At 63.1% G+C, this 22,820-nt stretch carries 24 protein-coding genes and 5 pseudogenes; 10 read left to right on the top strand and 19 right to left on the bottom strand.

Annotation, left to right across the window (positions count from 1 at the left end; translation table 11 throughout):
- Nucleotide 1 precedes the first annotated feature (1 nt).
- The 3 genes and pseudogenes from VRZ77_RS10125 to VRZ77_RS10115 form a co-directional block, all read left to right on the top strand.
- On the top strand, nucleotides 2–1,795 hold the full coding sequence (locus VRZ77_RS10125; RefSeq protein WP_414592522.1) for an acyl-CoA dehydrogenase C-terminal domain-containing protein: 1,794 nt from the start codon (nucleotides 2–4) through the stop codon (nucleotides 1,793–1,795).
- Between the two features lie 29 nt (nucleotides 1,796–1,824).
- A complete protein-coding gene (locus VRZ77_RS10120; protein ID WP_414592521.1) occupies nucleotides 1,825–2,130 on the top strand; it encodes an SCP2 sterol-binding domain-containing protein in 306 nt (101 codons plus the stop codon).
- A 153-nt stretch (nucleotides 2,131–2,283) separates the two neighbouring features.
- Nucleotides 2,284–2,608, top strand: a pseudogene (locus VRZ77_RS10115) (IS481 family transposase); the annotation flags it as partial.
- On the opposite strand, the gene VRZ77_RS10110 reads toward VRZ77_RS10115, so the two are convergent.
- The 14 genes and pseudogenes from VRZ77_RS10110 to VRZ77_RS10045 all read right to left on the bottom strand — a co-directional run bounded on the left by VRZ77_RS10110 (nucleotide 2,605) and on the right by VRZ77_RS10045 (nucleotide 13,789).
- The gene (locus tag VRZ77_RS10110; protein WP_414592520.1) at nucleotides 2,605–3,162 is read right to left on the bottom strand and encodes a hypothetical protein; all 558 of its coding nucleotides are present in this window, start codon (nucleotides 3,160–3,162) and stop codon (nucleotides 2,605–2,607) included. The pseudogene VRZ77_RS10115 and the gene VRZ77_RS10110 overlap by 4 nt on opposite strands.
- Nucleotides 3,163–3,261: 99 nt before the next feature.
- Nucleotides 3,262–4,309, bottom strand: a pseudogene (locus VRZ77_RS10105) (IS110 family transposase).
- Nucleotides 4,310–4,384: 75 nt separating this feature from the next.
- A pseudogene (locus tag VRZ77_RS10100) lies at nucleotides 4,385–5,078 on the bottom strand (ISL3 family transposase); the annotation flags it as partial.
- A gap of 296 nt (nucleotides 5,079–5,374) precedes the next feature.
- Entirely contained in the window at nucleotides 5,375–6,031 is a 657-nt protein-coding gene (locus tag VRZ77_RS10095) for an NrsF family protein (RefSeq protein ID WP_414592519.1), read from the bottom strand.
- Nucleotides 6,031–6,216: an RNA polymerase sigma factor gene (locus VRZ77_RS10090; protein WP_414592561.1), complete on the bottom strand. Its 186-nt coding sequence runs from the start codon at nucleotides 6,214–6,216 to the stop codon at nucleotides 6,031–6,033. The genes VRZ77_RS10095 and VRZ77_RS10090 overlap by 1 nt, the downstream gene beginning before the upstream one ends.
- Before the next feature lie 77 nt (nucleotides 6,217–6,293).
- Nucleotides 6,294–7,088 carry an IS21-like element helper ATPase IstB gene (istB, locus tag VRZ77_RS10085; protein WP_244376040.1) on the bottom strand — a complete coding sequence of 265 codons (795 nt, stop codon included), beginning with the start codon at nucleotides 7,086–7,088 and terminating at the stop codon, nucleotides 6,294–6,296.
- The gene (gene istA / locus VRZ77_RS10080) at nucleotides 7,078–8,607 is read right to left on the bottom strand and encodes an IS21 family transposase (protein ID WP_244450770.1); all 1,530 of its coding nucleotides are present in this window, start codon (nucleotides 8,605–8,607) and stop codon (nucleotides 7,078–7,080) included. The genes istB and istA overlap by 11 nt, the downstream gene beginning before the upstream one ends.
- Nucleotides 8,608–8,970: 363 nt before the next feature.
- Nucleotides 8,971–9,363, bottom strand: a complete 393-nt coding sequence (locus VRZ77_RS10075; RefSeq protein ID WP_414592518.1) for a hypothetical protein — start codon at nucleotides 9,361–9,363, stop codon at nucleotides 8,971–8,973.
- Nucleotides 9,364–9,485: 122 nt separating this feature from the next.
- On the bottom strand, nucleotides 9,486–10,064 hold the full coding sequence (locus VRZ77_RS10070; RefSeq protein ID WP_414592517.1) for a DUF924 family protein: 579 nt from the start codon (nucleotides 10,062–10,064) through the stop codon (nucleotides 9,486–9,488).
- Nucleotides 10,065–10,077: 13 nt separating this feature from the next.
- Nucleotides 10,078–10,518: a low temperature requirement protein A gene (locus VRZ77_RS10065; protein ID WP_414592516.1), complete on the bottom strand. Its 441-nt coding sequence runs from the start codon at nucleotides 10,516–10,518 to the stop codon at nucleotides 10,078–10,080.
- Nucleotides 10,519–10,574: 56 nt separating this feature from the next.
- Nucleotides 10,575–11,279: pseudogene (locus tag VRZ77_RS10060) on the bottom strand (low temperature requirement protein A); the annotation flags it as partial.
- Nucleotides 11,280–11,285: 6 nt separating this feature from the next.
- Nucleotides 11,286–11,546: a hypothetical protein gene (locus VRZ77_RS10055; RefSeq protein WP_414592515.1), complete on the bottom strand. Its 261-nt coding sequence runs from the start codon at nucleotides 11,544–11,546 to the stop codon at nucleotides 11,286–11,288.
- Between the two features lie 20 nt (nucleotides 11,547–11,566).
- Nucleotides 11,567–12,943, bottom strand: coding sequence for an aldehyde dehydrogenase family protein (locus VRZ77_RS10050; protein WP_414592514.1), 1,377 nt, complete (start codon nucleotides 12,941–12,943; stop codon nucleotides 11,567–11,569).
- A 72-nt stretch (nucleotides 12,944–13,015) separates the two neighbouring features.
- Entirely contained in the window at nucleotides 13,016–13,789 is a 774-nt protein-coding gene (locus VRZ77_RS10045) for an SDR family oxidoreductase (protein WP_414592513.1), read from the bottom strand.
- A gap of 144 nt (nucleotides 13,790–13,933) precedes the next feature.
- On the opposite strand from VRZ77_RS10045, the gene VRZ77_RS10040 reads away from it, so the two are divergent.
- On the top strand, nucleotides 13,934–14,833 hold the full coding sequence (locus VRZ77_RS10040) for a LysR family transcriptional regulator (protein ID WP_414592512.1): 900 nt from the start codon (nucleotides 13,934–13,936) through the stop codon (nucleotides 14,831–14,833).
- A 216-nt stretch (nucleotides 14,834–15,049) separates the two neighbouring features.
- Here VRZ77_RS10040 and VRZ77_RS10035 read toward each other — a convergent pair whose 3' ends face one another.
- Genes VRZ77_RS10035 through VRZ77_RS10025 form a run of 3 tightly spaced genes read right to left on the bottom strand, consistent with a single transcriptional unit; the run spans nucleotide 15,050 to nucleotide 18,166 of the window.
- Entirely contained in the window at nucleotides 15,050–16,522 is a 1,473-nt protein-coding gene (locus tag VRZ77_RS10035; RefSeq protein WP_414592511.1) for a Dyp-type peroxidase, read from the bottom strand.
- A complete protein-coding gene (locus tag VRZ77_RS10030) occupies nucleotides 16,426–17,037 on the bottom strand; it encodes a hypothetical protein (protein ID WP_414592510.1) in 612 nt (203 codons plus the stop codon). The genes VRZ77_RS10035 and VRZ77_RS10030 overlap by 97 nt, the downstream gene beginning before the upstream one ends.
- 40 nt (nucleotides 17,038–17,077) lie before the next feature.
- On the bottom strand, nucleotides 17,078–18,166 hold the full coding sequence (locus VRZ77_RS10025) for a catalase family protein (protein WP_414592509.1): 1,089 nt from the start codon (nucleotides 18,164–18,166) through the stop codon (nucleotides 17,078–17,080).
- 154 nt (nucleotides 18,167–18,320) lie between these two features.
- Between VRZ77_RS10025 and VRZ77_RS10020 the strand changes: the two genes are divergently transcribed.
- Genes VRZ77_RS10020 through VRZ77_RS10010 form a run of 3 tightly spaced genes read left to right on the top strand, consistent with a single transcriptional unit; the run spans nucleotide 18,321 to nucleotide 19,839 of the window.
- On the top strand, nucleotides 18,321–18,944 hold the full coding sequence (locus tag VRZ77_RS10020) for a TetR/AcrR family transcriptional regulator (protein ID WP_414592508.1): 624 nt from the start codon (nucleotides 18,321–18,323) through the stop codon (nucleotides 18,942–18,944).
- Nucleotides 18,941–19,438, top strand: coding sequence for an acyl-CoA thioesterase (locus VRZ77_RS10015; RefSeq protein WP_414592560.1), 498 nt, complete (start codon nucleotides 18,941–18,943; stop codon nucleotides 19,436–19,438). The genes VRZ77_RS10020 and VRZ77_RS10015 overlap by 4 nt, the downstream gene beginning before the upstream one ends.
- Complete coding sequence (locus VRZ77_RS10010; RefSeq protein WP_414592507.1) at nucleotides 19,435–19,839, top strand: 3-hydroxyacyl-CoA dehydrogenase NAD-binding domain-containing protein; 405 nt, start codon at nucleotides 19,435–19,437, stop codon at nucleotides 19,837–19,839. The genes VRZ77_RS10015 and VRZ77_RS10010 overlap by 4 nt, the downstream gene beginning before the upstream one ends.
- Nucleotides 19,840–19,903: 64 nt before the next feature.
- Here VRZ77_RS10010 and VRZ77_RS10005 read toward each other — a convergent pair.
- A pseudogene (locus VRZ77_RS10005) lies at nucleotides 19,904–20,092 on the bottom strand (ATP-binding protein); the annotation flags it as partial.
- Nucleotides 20,093–20,956: 864 nt separating this feature from the next.
- On the opposite strand from VRZ77_RS10005, the gene VRZ77_RS10000 reads away from it, so the two are divergent.
- The 3 genes from VRZ77_RS10000 to VRZ77_RS09990 all read left to right on the top strand — a co-directional run bounded on the left by VRZ77_RS10000 (nucleotide 20,957) and on the right by VRZ77_RS09990 (nucleotide 22,473).
- Complete coding sequence (locus VRZ77_RS10000) at nucleotides 20,957–21,265, top strand: type II toxin-antitoxin system RelB/DinJ family antitoxin (RefSeq protein ID WP_414592559.1); 309 nt, start codon at nucleotides 20,957–20,959, stop codon at nucleotides 21,263–21,265.
- Nucleotides 21,262–21,555: a type II toxin-antitoxin system RelE/ParE family toxin gene (locus VRZ77_RS09995; RefSeq protein ID WP_414592506.1), complete on the top strand. Its 294-nt coding sequence runs from the start codon at nucleotides 21,262–21,264 to the stop codon at nucleotides 21,553–21,555. The genes VRZ77_RS10000 and VRZ77_RS09995 overlap by 4 nt, the downstream gene beginning before the upstream one ends.
- Before the next feature lie 603 nt (nucleotides 21,556–22,158).
- Complete coding sequence (locus VRZ77_RS09990; protein ID WP_414592505.1) at nucleotides 22,159–22,473, top strand: DUF736 domain-containing protein; 315 nt, start codon at nucleotides 22,159–22,161, stop codon at nucleotides 22,471–22,473.
- A 38-nt stretch (nucleotides 22,474–22,511) separates the two neighbouring features.
- Here the strand turns inward: VRZ77_RS09990 and VRZ77_RS09985 are convergent, their stop codons facing one another.
- A complete protein-coding gene (locus VRZ77_RS09985; RefSeq protein WP_414592504.1) occupies nucleotides 22,512–22,793 on the bottom strand; it encodes a WGR domain-containing protein in 282 nt (93 codons plus the stop codon).
- Nucleotides 22,794–22,820 lie beyond the last annotated feature (27 nt).

Genomic DNA, 22,820 nt, shown 5'->3' with positions numbered 1-22,820 from the left:
TATGCAGACCTATTCCGCCCCGCTTCGCGACATGCGCTTCGTCATGCACGAGCTGCACGACAGCGCCGAACATGCCAATCTCCCCGGTTTCGAGGAGTTCACTCCCGACCTCGTCGACGCGATCCTGGAAGAGGCGTCGAAATTCGTCACCGAGCGCCTGATGCCGCTCAACGCCTCCGGCGATGAGGAAGGCTGCGTGCTGGAAAACGGCGTGGTGCGCACGCCGAAGGGCTTTCGCGAGGCCTACGCCGCCTTCCGCGAAGGCGGCTGGACCGCGATGGGTGCCGATCCCGCCTTTGGCGGGCAGGGCCTGCCGGAGAGCGTGAACAAGCTGGTCGAGGAGATGATCTGCTCGACCAATCTCTCCTTCGGGCTTTATCCGGGCCTCAGCCACGGCGCCTATAAGGCGATCATCGGCCACGCCTCGGAGGAGCTGAAGGAGCGCTATCTGCCGAAGCTGGTGGACGGCACCTGGTCCGGGACCATGTGCCTTACCGAGCCGCATTGCGGCACCGATCTCGGCCTGCTGCGCACCCGCGCCGTGCCGCAGGGCGACGACTCCTACGCCATCACCGGTTCCAAGATCTTCATCTCGGCCGGCGACCATGACCTGACCGAGAACATCATTCATCTCGTGCTCGCCCGCCTGCCGGACGCGCCCGCTGGCGTGAAGGGCATCAGTCTGTTCCTGGTGCCGAAATTTCTGCCGACCGAGGACGGCCGGCCCGGCAAGCGCAACGGCGTCGTGTGCAGCGCGCTCGAGCACAAGATGGGCATCAAGGCGTCGGCGACCTGCCAGCTCTCCTTCGACGACGCCATTGGCTGGCTGGTTGGCGAGCCCCATAAGGGCATGCGCGCCATGTTCACCATGATGAACAGCGAGCGCCTCTCGGTCGGCATCCAGGGGCTCGGCGCGGGCGAGGCCGCCTATCAGGCCGCCGTCGCCTATGCCCGCGATCGCGTCCAGGGTCGCGCGCTCAGCGGCGCCAAGCATCCCGAAAAGGCGGCCGACCCGATCATTGTCCATCCCGACGTGCGGCGCATGCTGATGACAATGCGGGCCTACAACGAGGGCGCGCGCGCGCTCGGCGGCTGGGTGGCGCGCAGCCTCGACGTGATGCACCACCATCCTGATGCCGCGGTGCGCCAGCAGGCGGAGGATTTCGCCGCGCTGATGACGCCGGTGGTCAAGGCGCTGTTCACCGATCTCGGCTTCGAGGCCACCAATATCGGCATGCAGGTCTATGGTGGGCACGGCTTCATCCGCGACCATGGCGTCGAGCAATATGTTCGCGACAGCCGTATCTCGATGATCTACGAGGGCACCAACGGCATTCAGGCGCTCGATCTCGTTGGCCGCAAATTGCCGGCGCATACCGGCCGCTATCTGCGCTCCTTCTTCCATCCCGTGCTGGCCTTCATCGACGAGGCACTAGAGAGCGACGAACTCGCCAGCCTTGCCCAGCCGCTGTCCAAGGCGTTCGGGGCCCTACAACTGGCCACGGCGCATATCGCCCAGCAGGGGCTGAAGGACCCGGAGGAGGCTGGCGCTGCCGCCACCGACTATCTGCGGCTGTTCGGCCTGGTGGCTCTTGGCTATATGTGGCTGCGCATGGCCACGGTCTCGACGGAAGCGCTGGCGGGCGAGGATACCGCTGACCGCGACTTCTACGAAGCGAAGCTCGTCACGGCGCGTTTCTACATCGAGCGTATTCTGCCACAGGTCGCCGGATTGCTCGCCGCGATCCGCTCGGGTAAGGCGGCCATGATGGACCTTCCTGAATCCGCCTTCTGAGGCGGGCCGTTCTCCCTGGAGTCGAACATATGACGGATACCGAGACACTGGTCGACGCGATCGAGGAAAAGGCCGATGCGCTCAGGTCCCTTGGCTACAAGGTGAGGTTCGATCTCGCCGAGGGCGACTCGATTCTGCTCGACGCAACTGGGGGCAAGGTCACGGTTTCGGTCGGAAGTGCTGAGGCCGACACCGTGCTGAAGATGAGTTCCGACAATTTGCTCAAGCTCATCAACGGCAAGCTGAGCCCGATCGTGGCCTTCTCGACGGGCCGCCTGAAGGTTCAGGGGTCCCAGGGCGTCGCGCTGAAGCTTGCCGGCCTGTTTGACGAGTAGGCTCCCAGGGGCGCTCAACGCTGCCTTAGGACCGGTCGTCTCGGGCGCAGGCGACGAGCTGACCGGTCCTGGGGCAGCGGCCGTGCGGATCGGGCACAGTTTGGTTCCATGGTGTGATGACCCATCGTGACCGCCCTAGCAGAGGGATGCGCTATGGACCAGGTTCACCACGGGAGCGCGTCGATGACAGGGGGGGTCTGTCGATCGATACAGCATAGTCAAGAGAGTCCGAGGCACCTCGCCTGGCACTATGAGATCAACGCTAAGACCGTTGCGAAGTGGAAGAAACGCATATCGGTCGCCGATCTGCTCGACTAGCCCGCAGGAGCCGAAGTCGACGGTTCTGCCACCGGAAGAGGAGGCCATCGTGGTCGCCTTCCGGCTGCATACCTTGCTGCCGCGGGACGACGGCGTCTGCGCGCTTCAGGCGACGATCTCGGCCGTGTCGCGGTCATCCCTGAGGAAGGCGTTGAATCAACCGACGCCGCTGTTGAACTTGCACTCGTATCCAAGGATGAACTCCCCCGCCTTGATCGCACGTTCCTCGCCGGGCCGCGGGTCGACGCCGCTGCCTTCGACGGCGGGCTGGGAGATCGAATCCCGGAAGCCGAACGGATTTTTCGCGCCGTCCGGCGCGCCGAAGCGATGCTCGCCGAGCAAGGTCACGCCGCTGCTCCGGTTGAGTTCCGTGCGCGCGGTCGCCAGCGCCTTGTCGAGCGCCGCATCATCCACGGCATAGATGGTCAGCGCGAGGTGGCAGTTGCCCGGCTTGAACGCCTCCTCCCAGTTTTCCGGTGCGTTGGGTCCGAAGTCGCGAAGCTGCTCTGCGCGCCTGGACATGCCCTGCTGGAAAGGCAGCGGGAAGGTCTTGAGCTGGGCCTCGGGAACGCCAAGCGCCTTCAGCCCCTCGAAGCTGAGCGCGGCGCCGATCCAGAAATCGAGATCCTCGCTCCAGTTGTCGGCCGAGGCGATATGCGGCGCGAGCCGGCCAAGGAGGTTGCGCGCGCCCGCTGCCTCGTCGAAATGGAGCATCGCATGGATGCCGACATAAGGCTCCGGCCGGCTTCTGAGTATCAGCGCCTGGATAGCCCTGGCGGCCGCGCTTGTTGCGCTCTGCGCCCGGACCGATCTCTAAACGACCTCTGCCGCGACGCGAGGAGGCCTCACGGCGTAGCTCTCGCCCTTCATCATCAGCTTCCAGGCAATGCGCGCAAGCTTGTTGGCCAGTGCCACCGCCACCAGCTTCGGCGGCTTACGACGTAGGAGCTCCTGGACCATGCCGCGAACCGATGCCCGTCGCGGGACTGGCCCTCGCGCCTACGCCGGATCAGCGCTGTCGCCCGACGACCAGCACGCTGCGCAACGCCTCGTCGCCTGCCCGTGTGATTACGCCGGGTCATGCCTTTCCCGCGGTCGAGTGATCCTTCGGCGTGAGGCCGATCCAAGCGGCGAACTGCCGGCCCGACCGAAACGCCTCCGGTGCCGGCGTCTCCATAGTCAGCAGCGTAGCCCCGATCGGTCCGATGCTGGGGATCCCTGCCAAGCCCCGGCTGCGCTCGTCGGCACGGTGCCAAGCCAGGAGCTTGACCTCAATAATCGCGACCTTCGCCTGGACCTGCGCGTACTCGCCTGCCTGCATGGCGAACAGTTCGCGCGCGAGCGGAGGCAGCGTCGCGTCGGCCTCGATGCGCGCGAGTAGCGCTGCCACGTGTGCGATGCCGCTGGCACCCGCGATGCCGAACTCGGCGGCATAGCCGCGGATCGCGTTGACGATCTGTGTGCGGTTGCGGACCAGCCGATCGCGAAGACCCACCAGCATCAGCGCCGCCTGCTGCTCGGCTGTCTTGACCGGCACGAAGCGCATGGTGGGCCGGCTCATCGCCTTGCAGAGAGCTTCGGCGGCGGCCGCATCGTTCTTGCCGCGCTTGACGTAGGGCTTCACAAGCTGAGGGGCAATGAGTTGGACGTCGTGGCCGAACCCGCCCAGCAGGCGAGCCCAGTGATGGGACGCGCCGCACGCTTCGATGGCAATACGGGTCGACGGTAGCCTCTCGAAGAACGCGATCATGTCCCGGCGACGCAGCTTCCGGAGCAGAACTGGCCGTTCGCCAGCATCAACACCGTGGAGCGGAAAGATGTGCTTGGACGTATCCATACCAATGCGGCTAATCTCGTTCACGGACGGTCTCCTCGGTTGAGATCTGCAACGACCTCAGCTTGGCACAGCGATGCCGTTCGGGGGCCGTCCACCCCAATCAGCGACCTGTGTCGCCGTTGGAAGGGCCCTGGCTGCGGCCAGGGCATAGCTGCCGCCCCGGTCCCGGGCGACAATGGTGATCTGCGGTTGCTGCGACAGCCAGGCTTGAGCGGTTGCCGGCTCCCGGTCGGGCAAGAGGGCGATGGTCTGGCGTTTCTCCAGATCGCAGATCAATGTTCCATAGCGCTGATTGCGTCGCCAGGCCCAGTCGCCGATCCCGATCACGGCGGGCGGAATGAAAGGCGGGCGGCCTTGTCTTCGGATCACCCGGAGCAGCGTGTCGTTGCTCGCCGGCAGCATCAGCCTTCGCGCAAAGCGTGCTGCAGGCCGGCCGCCCAAAGCAAGCCTGAGATGATGGATAATCTGATCGAGCCGGGATGTACGCCGGGACCATGAGTAGAGCACCGTTATCGAAGCGCTCCGTGAAGATGCGGCGAGGGCACAGTACTGCATCGCAATGAAAGCGCCGCGCCAGAACAACAAGCCGAACTGGCCTGCCGGAAAGCGGCAGATCCGCTAACTGCCGAGCATAGCGGCTATGAGCGCGCGTTGAGGTCGCCCGACATCCCGGGCAGCAACTCCCCGCGCCGGACGCACGGAGGCAGATCCGTATGCCGGAATCCGTGTCGACCACTTCATCGACGACAAACCCGCGCGGCACCAACTCCGAGACCCGTAAATGCTGACCCACCGCATTGATTCTCCAAGTGAAACAATGCCAGCCAGACGATCAACTCCATCACGAGTGAGTCAGAGCCAATATTCCGCGCCGTTTGACAGGCAGCGCCCGATGAAGATGAGCGCTATGAAATCGTCATAGCGCTCTGATAGTCATGCCTATACTTCGCGTTATGCGGCTATAGGCGGGTTTCCGTGGTGTTTTGGGGGTCAACGGGGGCCATAGCGGGTTCTGGTAGGAAAATGCATGATTTCCTCACCCGTAACATCGGCAACGGTTTGACCATCTCTAAGGGCAAGGCAGTGACATTACTCTCTCTGCGCGCCAGTTCTGCTCGATATAGTTCGACTAAACACTGCGGCGCCTGCCAGGAACAGCACGGCCGTACCGAGGTTCCATCCCAGAATCATCGCGGTCGCATCGAGAGGATGGAACATCGAAAGAGCCGTCGCGGTGATGGCCGATACCGCGAGACTTCCCATCAGGATCACGGAGATCGGCCGAAGCGCTGCCGTATAACGCAGCATTGCGAGCATCAGCAGCGACAGAGGCAGGCTAGTCAGTATAAGCGTTGCAAGGCAACCAGATGCCGCCTCAACAGTGATCGCTCCGGGCGGCACAGGAACCCAGCCCGCAAAACACTGGTAGCCGATGGTCGACAGCCAGACGACGAGTGCTGGAACGGGCAACAGAAGCCACCGCCGAGACCGGTCCGGCAGGCTGGCGAAAAAGGTCGCGATGGTCGCAAGGGCGCCGGTTATGAGCGACGAGATCATGTTGATCGCGAACACCGCATCCTGCATGCGCTCGGCAAACTGCGGACGGACTCCATGGCTGATCGTCATGAGGCCCATGATCGTGCCGGCGAGCAAAAGCCAGCCGACGGCACGGACAAGCGGTGGGCGAAGACGCCGAACCGGCAGAGCGTTGGTCGCGAGCGAGCGGATTAGATCAGCCGTATCCATCACTGATGCCTCCGATCCGAAAGCAACGTCCGAAGGGTTCGGAGCGCCCGATGGGTTGCCATTTTCAGCGAGGCGATCGACAGCCCCGTCACATCGGAAGCTTCCTTCAGGGACATTTCCTTGAGCTTGAGGAGATCGACGGCGGTTCGCTGAACCGGCGGCAAGTCGCCGAGGGCCTCTGTCAGTCGCTGTGTTGATTTCCGTTGAGAAGTGACCCTGGATTTCCAGTGAGAAGTGACCCGGGCTGATGGTGGTCTTGGGGTTAGGTTGCGGTCAAGTTTCGCGGCTTCTCCCTGGTGGGTTTGGGTGGCTTTGCCGAGCTGCTCTTGAAGCGGAAGCTGTCATTGCCGGTCTCGAGGATATGGCAGTGATGGGTGAGCCGGTCGAGCAGGGCCGTGGTCATCTTGGCATCGCCGAAGACGGCAGCCCATTCGGAGAAGCTGAGATTGGTGGTGATGATCACGCTGGTGCGCTCATAGAGCTTGCTCAGCAGGTGGAACAGCAAGGCGCCGCCCGAGGTGCTGAACGGCAGGTAGCCGAGCTCGTCGAGGATGACGAGGTCGGCATGGAGGAGCCGACCGGCGATCTGACCCGCTTTGCCTTGGGCCTTCTCCTGTTCGAGAGCGTTGACGAGCTCGACGGTAGAGAAGAAGCGGACCCGCCTGTGATGATGCTCGACGGCGTGGACGCCGAGAGCCGTGGCGATGTGGGTCTTGCCGGTACCGGGACCACCGATCAGGACGACGTTGTGCGCGTCGTCGAGGAACTCGCAGCGATGGAGTTGGCGCACGAGCGCCTCATTGACCTCGCTGCTGGTGAAGTCGAAGCCGGCGAGGTCGCGATAGGCCGGGAAGCGGGCGGCCTTGAGCTGATAGGCGGTCGAGCGCACCTCCCGCTCGGCGGTCTCTGCCTTCAGGAGCTGTGAGAGGATCGGCATGGCGGTCTCGAAGGCGGGAGACCCCTGTTCGATGAGTTCGGCAGCGGCTTGCGCCATGCCGTGCATCTTGAGGCTTCTCAGCATAATGACGAGGGCTCCGCTGGCCGGATCATGACGCATGGCGCGCCTCCCTGGCCCTGCGGAGGGCGTCATAGCGTTCGACATTGGCTTGAGGCTCGGTGGTCAGCGTAAGGGCGCCAGGAGCTGGGATCGTCGGCGTGCTCAGCGGTGTACCGTCGATCAGGCGGTGCAGCAGATTGAGGATGTGGGTCTTGGTCGGCACGCCTGCTTGCAGCGCGAGTTCGACGGCCGTGAGCACGACCTGCTCGTCATGCTGGAGGACCAGGGACAGGATCTCCACCATCTCGCGGTCACCGCCCGGCCGCTTGAGCAGATGCTGCTGCAAGGATCGGAACGCCGGCGGCATCTCGGCGAACGGTGCGCCGTTGCGCAATGCGCCGGGCTTGCGCTGGACCACGGCCAGATAATGCCGCCAGTCATAGACGGTCCGGCTCTGGCGATCATGGGAGCGAGCGAACACCCGACCATGCTCACAGATGGCCTGTCCCTCAGCGACCACAACGATCCGGTCGGGATAGACACGCAAGCTCACCGGGCGGTTGGCGAAGGAGGCCGGCACGCTGTAGCGATTGCGCTCGAGGTGGACGAGGCAGGTCGGGGAAACGCGCTTGGCGTGTTCGACGAAGCCGTCGAACGGCCGCGGCATCGGCATCAGGTGGCGGATCTCCTCAGCCCACACATCGGCGATCGAGCCGGGTTGCGAGCCGTGCCCGGCCTGCGACCACAGCTCCCGGCACCGGGTCTCGAGCCACTCGTTCAAGGCCTCCAGCGAGGGGACGTTCGGTATGGGTTGCCAGAGCCGATGACGGGCATCCTGTACGTTCTTCTCGATCTGCCCCTTCTCCCAGCCGGAGGCCGGGTTGCAGAACTCCGCCTCGAACAGGAAGTGGCTGACCATGGCCGAGAAGCGGATGTTGACCTGGCGCTCCTTGCCCCGGCCGACCTTGTCGACGGCCGTTCGCATGTTGTCGTAAATCCCCCGCCGCGGCACGCCGCCCAGTACCCGGAAGGCGTGGTTATGGGCGTCGAACAGCATCTCGTGGGTCTGCTGCGGGTAGGCTCGCAGAGTGAAGGCGCGGCTGTAGGACAGCTTGACGTGAGCGACCTGCAGCTTGGTGCGCTCGCCGGCGATGATCGCCCAGTCCTCAGACCAGTCGAACTGGAACGCCTCTCCGGGCACAAAGGCCAGCGGCACGAAGGTGCCGCGGCCGCTGGTCTGCTGCTCGCGCAACCGGGCGGCCTTCCAGTCGCGGGCAAAGGCCGCCACCCGATTGTAGGAGCCCTCATAGCCCAACGTCACGAGATCGGCGTGCAACTGCTTGACGGTGCGCTTGTGCTTGCGCGACTTGCCGCTCTCCACCCGCAGCATCGCCGCGAGCTTGTCGGCATAGGGATCGAGCTTGCTCGGCCGGTCCGGAACGTGAAACCGGGGTTCGACGCTGTCCGCTCGCAGGTACTTACGCACGGTGTTCCGTGAGAGCCCGGTGCGGCGGGATATCTCCCGGATCGAGCTACGATCCCTATGATGCCAGCGTCGGATGACGCTCAATAACTCCATGTCGATCACTCCGCTGTCCCCCGCGTGTGCCGCGTGAGACGTGGTGAAAACATGGGTCACTTCTCGATGGAAAAATCCGCTCCTGCAGGGTCAGATCTCAGTGGAAATCAACAGCCACGCGCTACGACCGATGCGCTCACACCTTCTTCTCAGCCATCTGCATCGCAGCCGTTGTCATCTTCTGGCTCTGAATTAATGAGTCCTGAGCCTAGCGGCTGATAGCGGCTGCGATGGCTTGCATCCCTGCAAGCCATCTCGAGAAACTCGGTGCGGAAAGCGCCCGAAGCGGCGATGATGCCGTGATGACCTTCAGCATTCCCAAGCAATGTTGCTGCTGCGGGCCGGAAACTATTGTCACCGATACTATTTCAGCGTGAACGTATCGGCACTGCACGCGCCTAAAGCGTCCGGTCTGTATTTGCGCCAGTCATCGATGCTGAGCATGCCAATGCGAACAGCCCCAGCACCAAGTTGATTGCTCACGTCCATGACGGTAAGCCATCGCACGGGCTCGTCGCAAAAGCCATTCTTGTCCTTGTTTTGCGAGAAGAACGCGTCAGCGTTGAGGACCTTGTACACGTTTCCGCCGTACTCCGTATCGTTTCCGTTATTCCAAACGTCGGAATACTGCAGCTTCAGTTCCCCTTTGAGCTTGGAGAAGCTGGCCGACGTGCGACTGAGCTTCATTGTCGTCCCCAAAGTCGAAGACGTGCCATTGGACAGGGCCGAATAGGAGCGCGCAATATCGGTCGGCATGGGATCGCCTTTTGATTTTGCTGCGGCACCGAAGGCCAATAACAAGCCCAAGGACGCTACGGCGAATCTACCCGTCAAAGTTCTGCTACTGGATTTTCTCATGGATTTCCCTCTCTCTATCACTATCCCTGAAAGCCGCCCGCTTCGAGAAACCCTGCTTCCTGTGCCGTTGTGGCGCGGCCCAACATTGGATTGCGGTGCGGGAAGCGTCCGAAGCGGCGGATGATGTCGCGGTGATCTTGCGCATGGTCGAGCCAGGGCTGTCCGAGCTGTCCGTTCAGGCTGACGGAGATATCCTGATCATCTAAGTCTTCCGAATGGGCGAAAGGCAGGCAGAAGAATAGGCGCATTTCCCGCTCGATGTGCTCCATGTACCCCGTCTGCAGCGCCTGACGAGCGTAATGGCGCGCCAATGGATCGGTGGCATACATGTGGCCGGTGCCGCGGAATGCATTGCGCGGAAACTGGTCGGCCAGGATGAGGAGGGCGAGCGCGCCATTTGGAGACGCCATCCAGTCATCGTGCTTCCGTGCCGCGACGTCTATGTGCAGGGCGAGAAAGCGCTTGCGGAAAGCGTGATCGAAGCTGGCATCCTTGTGGAACCAGCGCGCAGACGAGGCCGCCCAGAAAGCAACGACAGCTCTCGACTCAGCTGGCGTGGCCCACGCCGGTTGCGAGGTCAACGTCTGGCGGATCTCCATGGCGCTTCCCATCTTAATGCGCTCCTTGCCGTGCGACCTGATCCGAGCGGTGCTTGCGCAGCAGACGTCCTTCCCAGAAGCTTACCGCCAGCATGATGATGGTAGTGAGCCAGCCGACTGTGAGCAGATCCACGTACGATGTGAGGGGAACGATCGTCGTCAGCAGAACGACACCGGCGATGTGGGAAGCTGGTACGACCCCGTAAACGACCTTCTTGTAGATGGCGCTGCCGAGCAGATAGATCGCGGGCCCGGCGGACAGGACGAGCGCATAAGCTGTCTTCACCGCGTCGTGTGGATGAGCGAGCACGAGGTCGTTGCCGACGGCCGTGGCGATGATGCCAGCGACCAGGATAACGTGGAGATAGTGGAAATAGGCGCCGATACGGCCCGGATCGTCGGAGTGGGTGATCGTGTCGGTCGCGTCCTCGCTGACGTCCAGAAATACAGCCACCACACGGCAAGCGTACCCAGGAAGGTGGCGAGCATCGCGGAGAGAATGGCCGCATCCCAGCCTTCCGCTCGGCCGAGCGTCGCCCCGGTGGCGAGCACCGTCTCACCGAGCGCGACGATCACGAAGAGCTGGCAGCGTTCGGCGAGATGTCCGCCCTCGATCGTCCAGTCGCTGGTTCTGGAGCGGCCGAGGCCGGGAAGCGCGAAGCCGAACATCGGAGAGACGTATTCGCATAGGACGGCGACCGCCCACAGCGCTGCGCGGGACCACCCTTCCATGAAAGCGCCAGAAATCCGGAACAAGGCCGCGATCGTCAGCCACCCGAGCATGCGACGGTAATTGGCGGCGAGCGGATGGTCCTTGCCGAGCTCGAAGACGATATAGGCTGTTCGTCCCACCTGGATCGCGACATAGGCAAGCGCGAAGATCAGCCCGCGTTCGCCGAACGCGCCAGGGATAGCCGCAGCCATGACGAGGCCCACCAGCATCACGGCGAAGAGCAGCGAGCGAATGCGCGGGGTCTCAGGGTCGAACCAATTGGTGACCCAGCAGGTGTATTGCCAGCCGAGCCAGACCGCGAACCACAAGATCAGCGTCTGGACTACGCCGGTCAGCGTCAGGTTGCTCAGAAGCTCGTGGCTGAGCTGGGTGACAGCGAACACATAGACGAGGTCGAAGAACAGCTCGGCGAAGCTGACTCTCGCATGATGGCCGTCGCGCCAACGTAGCAGCGGGTGATGGGCGAACGCGTGATCAGACATGGCTCTTCACCGCGCCAGCCGCCAGGCAGCGAGACCGGCGACTACCGCCGGCACGAGGAAAATGACGAGCAGGATCGGCAGTTCATCGCGCACCGAATAGCCGGCCTTCGTTACGCCCACCCACATATTGACGAGCGAGACGACGAGCCAGGCCGGAATGAAGAGCTTGGCCGCTATGGCGAGATCGGGATCGACGCCGCCCCAGAGCTTGCCAAACAGGAGGAACAGGCCGAGCAGGACGAGACCGCCGCCAATCACCATCGCCATGTGCATCGATCGATCCCCCCTCAGGAAAACACGCTCAGGTTTTTCGCGATGTCCTTGCCCTTGTAGGGTGGGAAGACATCCAGCTCGACATCGGGATTGCCGATCAGCATGGCCTTGGTGTTGCTCAGCGCGTCGAAGCCAGCCTTGCCGTAATATTTGCCCATGCCGCTGTTGCCGACGCCACCGAAGGGTAGGCCGTCGATCCAGCAATGCAGGTTGGTCTGGTTGATACAACCTCCTCCGAAGGAAAGGCTTGCCAGCACCTGGTCGATCGTCCCCCGATCCTTGCTGAAGATATAAGCCGCCAGTGGCTTGGGCTTGCGCTTGATCATGTCGATCGTCGCCTTGAGGTCAGAATAGACCAGCACCGGCAGCACGGGGCCGAACACCTCCTGTTGCAGCGCCGGATCGCTCCATTCGGACGGATAGAGGATGGTCGGCTCGACATAGCGCGCCTCGACATCGAAGCGGCCGCCATGCACGACCTTCTCAGGCAGGATGTAGGACGCGACCTGCTCCGCGTCGTGCGTGCTGATCATCCGCGCGAAATCCGGGCTCCGGCTCGGATCCTCGCCGTACATCTTGGAGATCGCCGCCTTGAGCTTGGCGATAAAGCTGTCGGCGACACCTTCATGCACGCAGACATAGCCTGGCGCGATGCACCATTGGCCGGAGATGGCGTTGTGGCCCCAGGCGATGCAGCCGGCGGCGGTGTCGAGATTGGCGGTGACGTCGACGATAGTCGGGTTCTGTCCGCCGAGTTCGAGTAGGACGGGCGTCAGATGCTCGGCGGCGGCGCGCATTACCACCTTGCCGACGGCCGACGAGCCAGTGAAGAAGATGAAGTCGAACGGCAGCTCCAGCAGCGCCGAGATCTGTTCGCGCCCGCCCGTGACGATGCTGACGTTCTCCGGCGTGAAATAGCGCGGGACGAGATCGGCCAGCAGCCCGGCGGTGCGCGGCGTGGTGTTGGCCGGCTTGAGGATCACCGTGTTGCCGGCGGCGAGCGCAGCGATGGCCGGGTCGAGCAGCGGCAGGGTCGGCGCGTTGAACGGGCCGATCACCAGCGTGACGCCGTAGGGCTCCTTGTAGAGGACGCCGCGATTGCCGGTCGCCTCGAGGCCGTCCGGAATCTTCACCGGCTCCGGCGCCATCAGCGCCTTCAGGTTCTCCCGGTAATAGCGGATCACGCCCATCGGCACGGTGATCTCGAACAGTTGCTCGAAGGGAGGCTTGCCGAAATCCTCATGAAGCGCCGCGCAGAGCGCATCCTTGTTGCCAGTGAGCATCCGCTCCATGCGGTCGAACTGGTCAATGCGCCATTCAAAGCTCTTGGTCGCATCGCTCAGGAAATGTTCTCGCTGGGCGTCGAACACGGACTGGAACGGATTGGTCATGACGACCTCCCTTCAATTCCGAAGTGAAGAGAAGCACCCCGGCAATGGCAGCTCTGCCGGGGCGCCACAGCTTCATTTCGTGGTGTAGCCGCCGTTGACGAGGATGGTCTGACCGGTCATCCACCAGCCTTCGGAAACCATGAAGCGGATGGAGGGGACGATGTCCTCAATATCGGTCAGGCCGGTCTTGGAGAACTTCGACAAGGCCGCCGCCGTCTTGTGATAGGAGACCGCATCTGCGCCCTCGGCCGGATAGAAGAAAGGCGTGTCCATTGGCCCGGGACCGATCGCCGTCACCGAGATGCCGCGCTCGCCGAACTCCTTGGACGCTGCCCGTGTGAAATGCTCGACCGGGGCTTTGGTGCCGGCATAGGCGGCGTAGAAGGGCGTGAAAGCGCCGAGCAGCGAGGTGACTACGGTCAAGACCTTGCCGTTGTCGTTGACATGCTTGCCGGCCTCCTTGAGGAAGAAGAAGGCCGTCTTGGAATTGACTGCGGTCATCTCGTCATATTCGGCTTCCGAGATCTCGACGATCGGCTTCTTTAGCACCTTACCGACGGTGTTGATGGCGATATCGGGCTTGCCGATGGCGGCAACTGTATCGGCAAACAGCTTTTCCATCGCGCCAGCCGTCGTCAGGTTCGCCTGGAAGGCCACGGCCTCGGATCCGGCCGCCTTCACCGCGGCAACCGTCGCGTCGGCATCGGCCTTGCTGGCCGCGCTGTTGTAATGGATCGCGATCGCCTTGGCGCCATGCACAGCGAGGTCGCGGGCGATCAGCCCGCCAAGATTCTTCGCCCCGCCGGCGATGATGACGGTTTTGCCTTTGATGGTGTGATCGGTCATGGGCGGCCTCCTTTTGCCGGCTGCACGACCTCATCGATGTCGGGGCCGCTTCCTGAAGACGACAATACCGTCTAGGATTGCACGATAAAGACGATCATTCTGACATCACTTGTCAGAAATCCGTGCAATTGGAGTGTCGACCATTTGGACCGCATCGACCTGTTCCGCATCTTCTCCCGCGTCGTCGAATGCGCCAGCTTCACCCGTGCCGCCGATACGCTCGGGGTTCCCCGATCCTCCGTCTCGGCGGCGGTTCAGGAACTGGAAGGCCGCGTCGGTGCGCGGCTGCTTCATCGCACGACGCGGAAAGTGTCTCCTACCCAGGACGGCGCGGCCTTCTATGAGCGTTGCCAGCGGGTCATTGCCGATGTCGAGGATACGGAAAACCTGTTCCGGCAGACGGCGGCACAGCCATCGGGCCGGCTAAGGATCGACGTCCCCGGTCGGATCGGGCGGCTCATCATTGCCCCGGCGCTTCCCGAGTTCCTTGACCGCTATCCCCAGATTGACATCGATCTCGGGGTCACCGACCGCGCGGTAAACCTGGTCGAGGACAGCATCGACTGCGTGCTGCGTGTCGGTCCACTCAATGACTCAGGGCTGATCGCGCGGCCGATTGGAAAGTTGCTACTGATCAATGTCGCCAGCCCAGCCTATCTGACGCGGCATGGAACGCCAAGCTCTCCTGAGGATCTGGGAGATCACTGGGCGGTCAATTATGCTTCGCCGACCAGCGGCCGGGTTGAGGATTGGGAGTGGCTGGAGCAAGCGAAGCTGCATAGCGTTCCGTTGCGCGGGCGGGTCACGGTCAACAGCGCCGAAGCATACATCGCTTGTTGCCTTGCGGGCCTCGGCATGATCCAGATCCCGGCCTATGACGTGAAACAGCATCTCGCTGCGGGAGAGCTGGTCGAGGTGATGCCCGGCCATAGAGCAGAGCTGATGCCTATGACGTTACTCTATCCCCACCGCCAGCACCTTTCACGCCGGCTGCAGGTATTTACCGATTGGCTTGAGACGCTCCTGAAGGACAAGCTATTATGAAGAGCAAAAACCACCCGGGGTCCGAAACACCCGCGCTGAAGCGATCTAGATGACCGAAGCATCCTCGCGGGTCGTGCGTTCGAGGCAGTTTTGGCACACCTAGGAATGTCCGATCGGGTCAGACGCGACTCGCGAAGATCATGGCGAGGCCGAGCGCAGCTATCCTGACGAACTGCACGCTTATCTTCGCAAAGACTGACATCGACGAGCGGATTCCTAACTCCAGTTCCCGGCCGCCAGCCATTCGAGTGCTGATAGGCTCGGCATGAACAGGTACTCGCCGCCCTTCATGACGTTGAAGGTCTGCACGCCGTCGATCCGTTTGCGTGCTGGCGCCTGCGGAATCGTGAACCGCCCATCCTCGTCGTGCAGGCCAACGATTGGATCGCGCTCTTCGCCGAGGTCGACGAAATTGCCGCGGTTGATCCACTCCTGCTGCATGAACTCGATCGTGTCGTAGGCGCGCGCGCTGATGAAGATGAAGAACAAGCCGCGATCGCCTTGAGCGTCGTCCTGGGGGGCGACGTCTTCGGAATAGGGCGGTCCGAAGGTCGAGGAGCGTCGGATGATCCGGTGGATATTGACGTCTGTGAGCAGGGTGAGCTCGGAATCGCGCGGATTGAGCCGCCGCATATGGCAGCCGAGCGGGACGACCCGTCCCTTGGAATCACCCTTGAAACTGAAATTATTGTTGCGCTGCGGGTCGGCGCCGAGGTCCGGATCGTCGCGGTCAGGCGCCAGCGTCAAGGGCGCGCCGGAGCGCCAGCGGCCGAACATCTTGGCGGCGAGATGCTCGCGCTCATCGGGCGTCTCGCCATGTGCCTTGAGGAAGGCGTTGAAGCAGCCAACCCGGCTGTTGTATTTGCGCAGGACGACGAAAGTGCCGTTCTTCCCGAGCGCGGCCGGCTCGGGCATGCCAAGCGCTTGGCCGTTTTCGCTCTCGTATCCCAGGATGAACTCGCCGGCCTTGATCGCACGTTCCTCGCCGGGCAGCGGGTCGACGCCGCTGCCATCGACGGCGGGCTGAGAGATCGAATCCCGAAAGCCGAACGGGTTTTTCGCGCCATCTGGCGCACCAAAGCGATGCTCGCCGAGCAAAGTCACACCGCTGCTCTTGTCCAGTTCGGCGCGCGCCGTCGCCAGAGCCTTGTCCAGCGCCGTATCGTCGACCGCGTAGATGGTCAGCGCGAGATGGCAGTTGCCGGCCTTGAAAACCTCGTCCCAGTTCTCCGGCGCGTTGGGCCCGAAGTCGCGAAGCTGCTCCGAGCGCGCGGCCATGCCTTGTTGAAAAGGCAGCGGGAAGGTCTTGAGCTGGGCTTCGGGAACGCCGAGCGCCTTCAGCCCCTCGAAGCTGAGCGCGGCCCCGATCCAGAAATCGAGATCCTCGCTCCAGTTGTCGGCGGAGGCGATATGCGGCGCCAGCCGTCCGAGCAGGGCGCGCGCGCCCTCCGCCTCGTTGAAATGGAGCATGGCGTGGACACCGACATAGGGTTCCGGCCGGCTCCTCAGGATCAATGCCTGAATGTCGTGAAGATCGAGCGTGACGCTGTCGCGCCGGAAGCGCTGCTTGAGTTTCTGGAGAAGCGTCATGTTCAGCCCACCTTGTCGAGGAATTCGTTGACGGCGTGCTCCATGCGCTGGAGCCGGCGCACATCGACGACGGTGACCTGCGGGTTGGCGACGAACCACCCGGCGGCTGTGATCTGATGCTCGGCGATGAAGTCCTTGACCTTCGGGCTGGCGATGCCGGGCCAGCCCTCGACCGATGCGAAAAGCAGGTCCATCAGGTCGGGAATCTTGGTGGCGAAGTCGTTGATATAGGTGTCCCAGTCGCCGTCATAGGCGGTGGCGAACAGGATGCGCGTGTCATTGTCGAAGAAGACGAAGCGCATGTTGTGGAGGGTGCCGACCTTCTGAGCGCCGTCGAAATTGCCGTTCACCAGCCCGAAGATGCGTTTCAGCCGGTCCGCGCCGCCGGGCTTGAGGTTGGCGATGGCGGTGAGTTCGGAAACGTTGCCCGACTGGGCGCCGACACGACCTGCGGACCCTGCCGTGCCTTTCAGGTCGGGATTGTGTTTCGTCACCATCTGCTCGAGGGCGAGCTTGGCGAGCTGCGGTGCGTCGCCCACCACTTCCTCAATCCGGCGCCGGATGGCCTGGAGGCGAGTCTCGTCGATCTGCGGAGTTTCGTCGGTCTCGGCCATGGCTGGCCTCCTTTCGTGATGACGGGTGATGATCGGATCGTCAGTCCGGGATGGCATCGATGCTCGCCGGCTCGACGCGGGGCTGGGCGTTCATCTCGTGGCGATAGCGGGCAGACCGCTCATAGGCGGCGATACGCACCCGCATGATCGATCCGAGCGGCTGGTGCTCGGAAATGCCATGCCAGGGGTTGAAGGACAGGACATCGTCGCCATAGACGCGCCGCGCCGGCGAATAGGCGTCCTGCGGCGAAATGCGCAGCGTCGCGACCGGCTGGTGCGGCGACAGCTCTTCCGGCCAGAGCACGGCCGCATCCTCGACCGGCATCTTTTCGAGATCGGTACAGAGTTGTGCCCGGATCTGGTACTCGGCGCCTTGCTCGCGAAAATGCTCGACCACCAGGTCGCGCATGGTGGAATCCCCGACCGTGCCGACATCCTTGCCGGTGAGCGCGCGGACATTGTCGGACAGCGGCGCAGCGCTGATCTTGGCGATGAAGTCGCCGAAGCGGATCGCGGCCATCGAATGATAGGTCTCGCCCAGCAGATGGTCGTTGTCGCGTGCGAGGCCGCGCAGCGTGGCGCCGGGCTCGACGCCAACCGCTTCGACCGCGGCTTCCACGCCGCGCGCCACACCGGCCATGGCGCGCTGGAGGAAAGCGGGATTCTGCGCATTCTTCTCCAGAAGGCCGATGAGTTGGCGATATTTGCCGATCGTGCCGAAGCTCAGGATCGGGATATTGACCAGCAGGAAGTCCTGATTGCCGCCTTGATCACGGGGCAGCAGCCGCTCTCCTTCGACGCCGATCACCTTGATCGCCATGCCTCGAGGTGCCGGGATCGTATCCGAATGGATGTCGCCGGGCGCCGACGACAGGCGGATCACTACCGAATAGGTGGCGGGGCGCGCGAAAAGCCCTTGGCGCAGATGCGCGGGCAACTCGGGAACAATGAGTTCGCCCTTCAGGAAGCCGTGACTCTTGGCATGGGCGTCACGCACCGCATGTCGATGGCGTTCGAACGCCCTGCCGTTCGTGCTCGCCATGATCTCGAGGATTTCGGCGGTCAGTCGCTCTTCGTCCTCTCCGAGAACCTCCACGTCCGGGGAATAACCAATGTAGGTCTGAGCCAAGGGCACTCCTTCACGCTCGAATTTCATTGCCGATGAACGATTTCGGGTCGAAATCTTCCTGGATTTCGAATATCAGATGATATCTGATTTTATGGAGAACGCTGAACTCCCGAAAAGGTTTCAGCGTCTCGCCCATTGGTTGGAGAACGAACCCATGCGGCTCACGCGCAAGGATATGCAGCGACAGACCCGCGACAAACTGATCGCCGCTGCGCACTCCTCGATCGTCGAGGAGGGTGTCGCCGCCATGTCCATCCGCAACATCTGCAGCGCGGCGGGGCATTCGCAGGGCGCCTTCTACTCGAACTTCGCGAGCAAGGACGATCTCCTGGTCGAGATCCTGCAGAGCCATATCCAGGACGAGGTCACGCTTCTTCGCGACATAGTCGCGCACTGCTCCGGTGACGATATCGAAGCCACACTGCAGGTGCTCGCCGCCCGGCTCGCGAAGCTGGCCGACGAGGCTCAATGGTCGCTGCTCTCGATAGAGTTGCAACTGCATGCGCGGCGAGATCGGGCTTTCGCCGAGCGGCACCGGGAGGGCAAGGCCGCCTGTTATCGGATGTTCAGCGAGCTGGTGGCCGACCTGACGCAGCGCTTCGCATTGCGTCCCACCTTGCCGCCGATGCAGACCGGTATCGGCCTTTACGCGCTCTGGATGGGACTGGCGGTCCAAGGCGATGTCGAAGGCGCCATGCCGCGCGACGAGATGTTGGTCGGCTTTTTTCGCGCCATGGCAGGACTGGGCGCGTCGCATCAGGAGCAGGCTTGTTCGTGAGCGGGAGGGTGTCAGATCGCCGACGTATCGGCTGCGATGAGCACGGACATCCACTCGTTGGCGAGGTGGATGAGCATCGTCGCTTCCGTATCCGCTTCCGCGCCCGGGACGCCGACATCGACGAACTCGGCCATGTCAACAATGCGGTGTGGGTGATCTGGATTCAGGATGCGTCGGTGGCGCACTGGCTGACGGCCGCGCGTCCGCAGGATCGCGACCGTTTCGTTGCAGTCGTGCTGCGCCATGAGGTCGACTATCGCGGGAATGTCCGGGCGGGAGACACGGTCAGCGCTACTACATGGGTCGTCGGAGCACCACGCGGTGCACGCTATGTGAGACGTGTCGAATTCCATGACGAAGACGGCCGGACGATTGTCGCCTCGCTGACCCAATGGGCCCTGGTCGATCGGGAAACCGGCAAGCTGGCCCGCGTCCCGGTGGAGGTCGCGGCGCCGTTTCTCGTTGACGATACCACGCAGAAGGAAATTGAATGAGCGATATCAGGAAAGTGGCGGTTCTTGGTACTGGGGTGCTCGGCAGCCAGATAGCCTTCCAGACGGCCTATAGCGGCCTCGACGTCACCGACTATGACATCAGCGAGGAAGCGCTCGAACAGGCGAGGCAGCGTTTCGCCATGCTCGTCGAGACCTATGGCAAGGAGGTGGCCGGTGCCGACGACGGCAAGGCCGTCGAGTCCCTGCAGCGCATCACCCTGTCCGCCGATCTCGGCTCGGCCGTCGGGGACGCGGACCTCGTGATCGAGGCCGTGCCCGAAGTGCTGGCGATCAAGCAGGCGCTCTACGAGAAGCTGGCGGGGCTCGCGCCGGGCAGCACGATCTTCGCCACAAATTCCTCGACCTTGCTTCCGAGCGACCTCAAAGCCTTCGCCTGTTGATTTCCGTCGAGAAGTGACCCTGGATTTCCACTGAGAAGTGATCCGGGCTAATGGTGGTGTTGGGTCAGGTGGCGGTCAAGTTTCGCGGCTTCTCCCTGGTGGGTTTGGGTGGCCTTGCCGAGCTGCTCTTGAAGCGGAACCTGTCGTTGCCGGTCTCGGGGATATGGCAGTGGTGGGTGAGCCGGTCGAGCAGGGCCGTGGTCATCTTGGCATCGCCGAAGACCGTGGCCCATTCGGAGAAGCTGAGGTTGGTGTGGAACAAGCTGGCGGCTCAGATCAGTCAGACCGTTCGCTGGTCCGCCTGCCTGCAGACCTGCCGGGAAGCAGGCGCGACCGCTTTCCTCGAACTCGGCCCCGGTCATGCCCTCGCCGACATGACTGCTCCATTGTTTCCTGCTCCCGCCCGCAGTTTGAGCGAGTTCACTACGATGGCCTGCGTGGGGCGGTGGCTGCGGTCGAGCTAGAGACGTTGTTGCGAAACCTCGGAGAGGTGGCCAGCCAGCCGGTAGTCTGAGCCCAAAGCATCGCGTTGGCCCGCATCACCCAAGAGGCGCCATCTTCGCGGTGTCTGATGCACGAGACGGCGGAACACGGTGGTAAAATGCGCCTGGTTCTGGAAACCAACTTAACGCGATCTACACGATGGACTCGTCTGTGCGGCGCAACAGGTCCTTTGCCTCTGCTATGCGTCGGTGCATCAAATATTCGAGCGGACTGAAACCAGTGGCCACGTTGAACTGAGCCGCGAAATGTATCCTTGAAAGAGGCGCCTCTTTTGCAGGGTCTGCGAGCCTGATTCTCCGATCGAGATGCGTCTCGACATAGCGCATGACGCGAGCCACGCGCCACGGCAACAGGGCGAGAGCATCGCCTGCGGCGCGGTCACTACCTCCGGTCTCGCCCCCGGCGACCGCGTCGTGACTTCGGGCCAGTTCCGCCTGGCGCCGGGCGTCAGCGTCGTGGACAGCCCTGAATGCCGATCTTTTCCGCGATCTGGAGAGCCTCCATTCTGACGGCCGATCATTGCACCCGCCAGCGCAGGCAAAGGATGCGCGGCCAGGAGAAAGCTGGCAATCGTCATTCAACCGCATTACATTGGCTGATAGAGGAGGCGCCGATGGTCGCAAATGCTCTCGTTCAAACCCGCATCGATGCTGACATCCGGGACCGTGCGTCGGCCGTGCTCGAAAGAATGGGCCTGACGGTGTCCGATGCCGTGCGCATCCTGCTCACCCGGACTGCCAATGAGGGTGCGCTTCCGCTGGAACTGATGGCGAACGGCGAGGCGCATGATGCCTGGTTTCGGGCCAAGGTGCTGGAAGCGCTGAGCGACACCCGGCCCGATATTTCCGACGATGAGGCCGAGGTGCATTTCGCGGCGCGCCGGGCGGCGGCACGGCGCCGCGCGGGTGACGTTCAATCGTGAAGCTCGTTTGGTCAGCCTGGGCGCTCTCTGATCGCGACGGCATATTCTCTCATATCGAGGCGGATAATCCGTCCGCCGCTGTTTCCATCGATGAACGTATAGCCGGTGCGGCGCGCCGGCTGTGTGATTTTCCCGAAAGCGGCCGTCCCGGACGGATCGACGGGACGCGCGAACTGGTGATCCCCGGCACGCCTTATGTCGCGGCCTATGTCGTGACGGAAACGACGGTCCGTATCCTTCGCGTCCTGCATGGCGCGCAGCGATGGCCGGAGACCTTGCCTGAGGCTTGACGTTAGCGCCACGGGTCTCGACGAGGAGGGACTGGCTCGGGTGTCGGCTGACGGGCACCATCCGGGCGAGCCTCGTTGGAGAAGGCGCCGCGGCGATCGGCGTACTGTCCGGCGAGGGCATCCCTTCTCAGGCGGCCGCGACGATGGTTCGTGATGCGCCTGCCTGGAGGGATATTCGTCAGAACCCGCCGGTGCTCGAATTCGGTAGGGCCGTGGCCTGATCGCTCGTCCGCGTGGTGGCGAGGATGAGAGTGCCGAGGTTCTGGTTCAGCCACGGCCCGCCCTTCTCTCTTGTACCGGCCGGCCCTCCTGCGGGCTCGATGGGGCATGTCTGACCGTAGACCGGCTTCGCCTCGATCGTCTTCCTGCAACGGCATCAGGCGATTTTCTGACCCCTGGCGGACCCTGCGGGCGCCGCCATTCCTCACCCGCTAACAAAACCGCTTGTTGCCGCCCTCCATTGCATTCCAGCCCCTAAGGACCACCCCATCGCGCAGGCGCGCCGGGGACCCTGGTGGGTGCGGTCCGATCGTCACCGGTCTTGTCGACAGCCATCGAGGCCGCGGAGGGCGCAGCCCGAGACTTTGGAAAAGGACAAGCACCATGGCGACCATCGGCACCTTCACCTCCACTTCGAACGGCTTCACCGGCTCGATCAAGACTCTCACCCTCAACGTCAAGGCCCGCTTCGAGCGGATCGAGAACCCCTCCGACAAGGGTCCGCACTTCCGCCTCTTCGCCAGCGGCTCGGTCGAGCTGGGCGCGGCGTGGCAGAAGCACTCCGAGCAGAGCGGCCGCGACTACCTCTCGGTCAAGCTGGACGATCCGAGCTTCCCGGCTCCGATCTACGCCACCCTGGTCGAGGTCGAAGGTGAGGATGGCCTCCAGCTGATCTGGTCCCGGCCCAACAGGGACTGATCCTGAGTTGGCCCCGCCTGCACGGCGGGGCCAACCTCTTACCCCTCCGGAGCTGAGCTGTCGGACGAGATCGGTTTTCTCTTCGGTCGATAGCCGCGATCGCGCTTCTGCCGGAGCAGTTCAAGGAACAGCTGCACGGCTTCGTCCTCGCAGTCGAAGGAATGCTGCAGGGTCTGCCCATATGCGCCGATGCGTCCCCAGCGCCGGATCAGGCAGGCCTGTCCGAACAGGGTCCGCTCGATCGACATGGCGTAGAACCGGGCCATGTTCCTGGCGGCATCCCGGCGTTCGACATAGAGCTGATAGGGCTGGGCGAGCATGACGCCAGAATCCCATCGAGGAGATTC

The sequence above is a fragment of the Ancylobacter sp. G4_0304 genome (assembly GCF_047501495.1).
Classification (GTDB): domain Bacteria; phylum Pseudomonadota; class Alphaproteobacteria; order Rhizobiales; family Xanthobacteraceae; genus Ancylobacter.
Note: the sequence above shows the minus strand (reverse complement) of the source record. Positions and strands in the feature narration are given on the sequence as shown.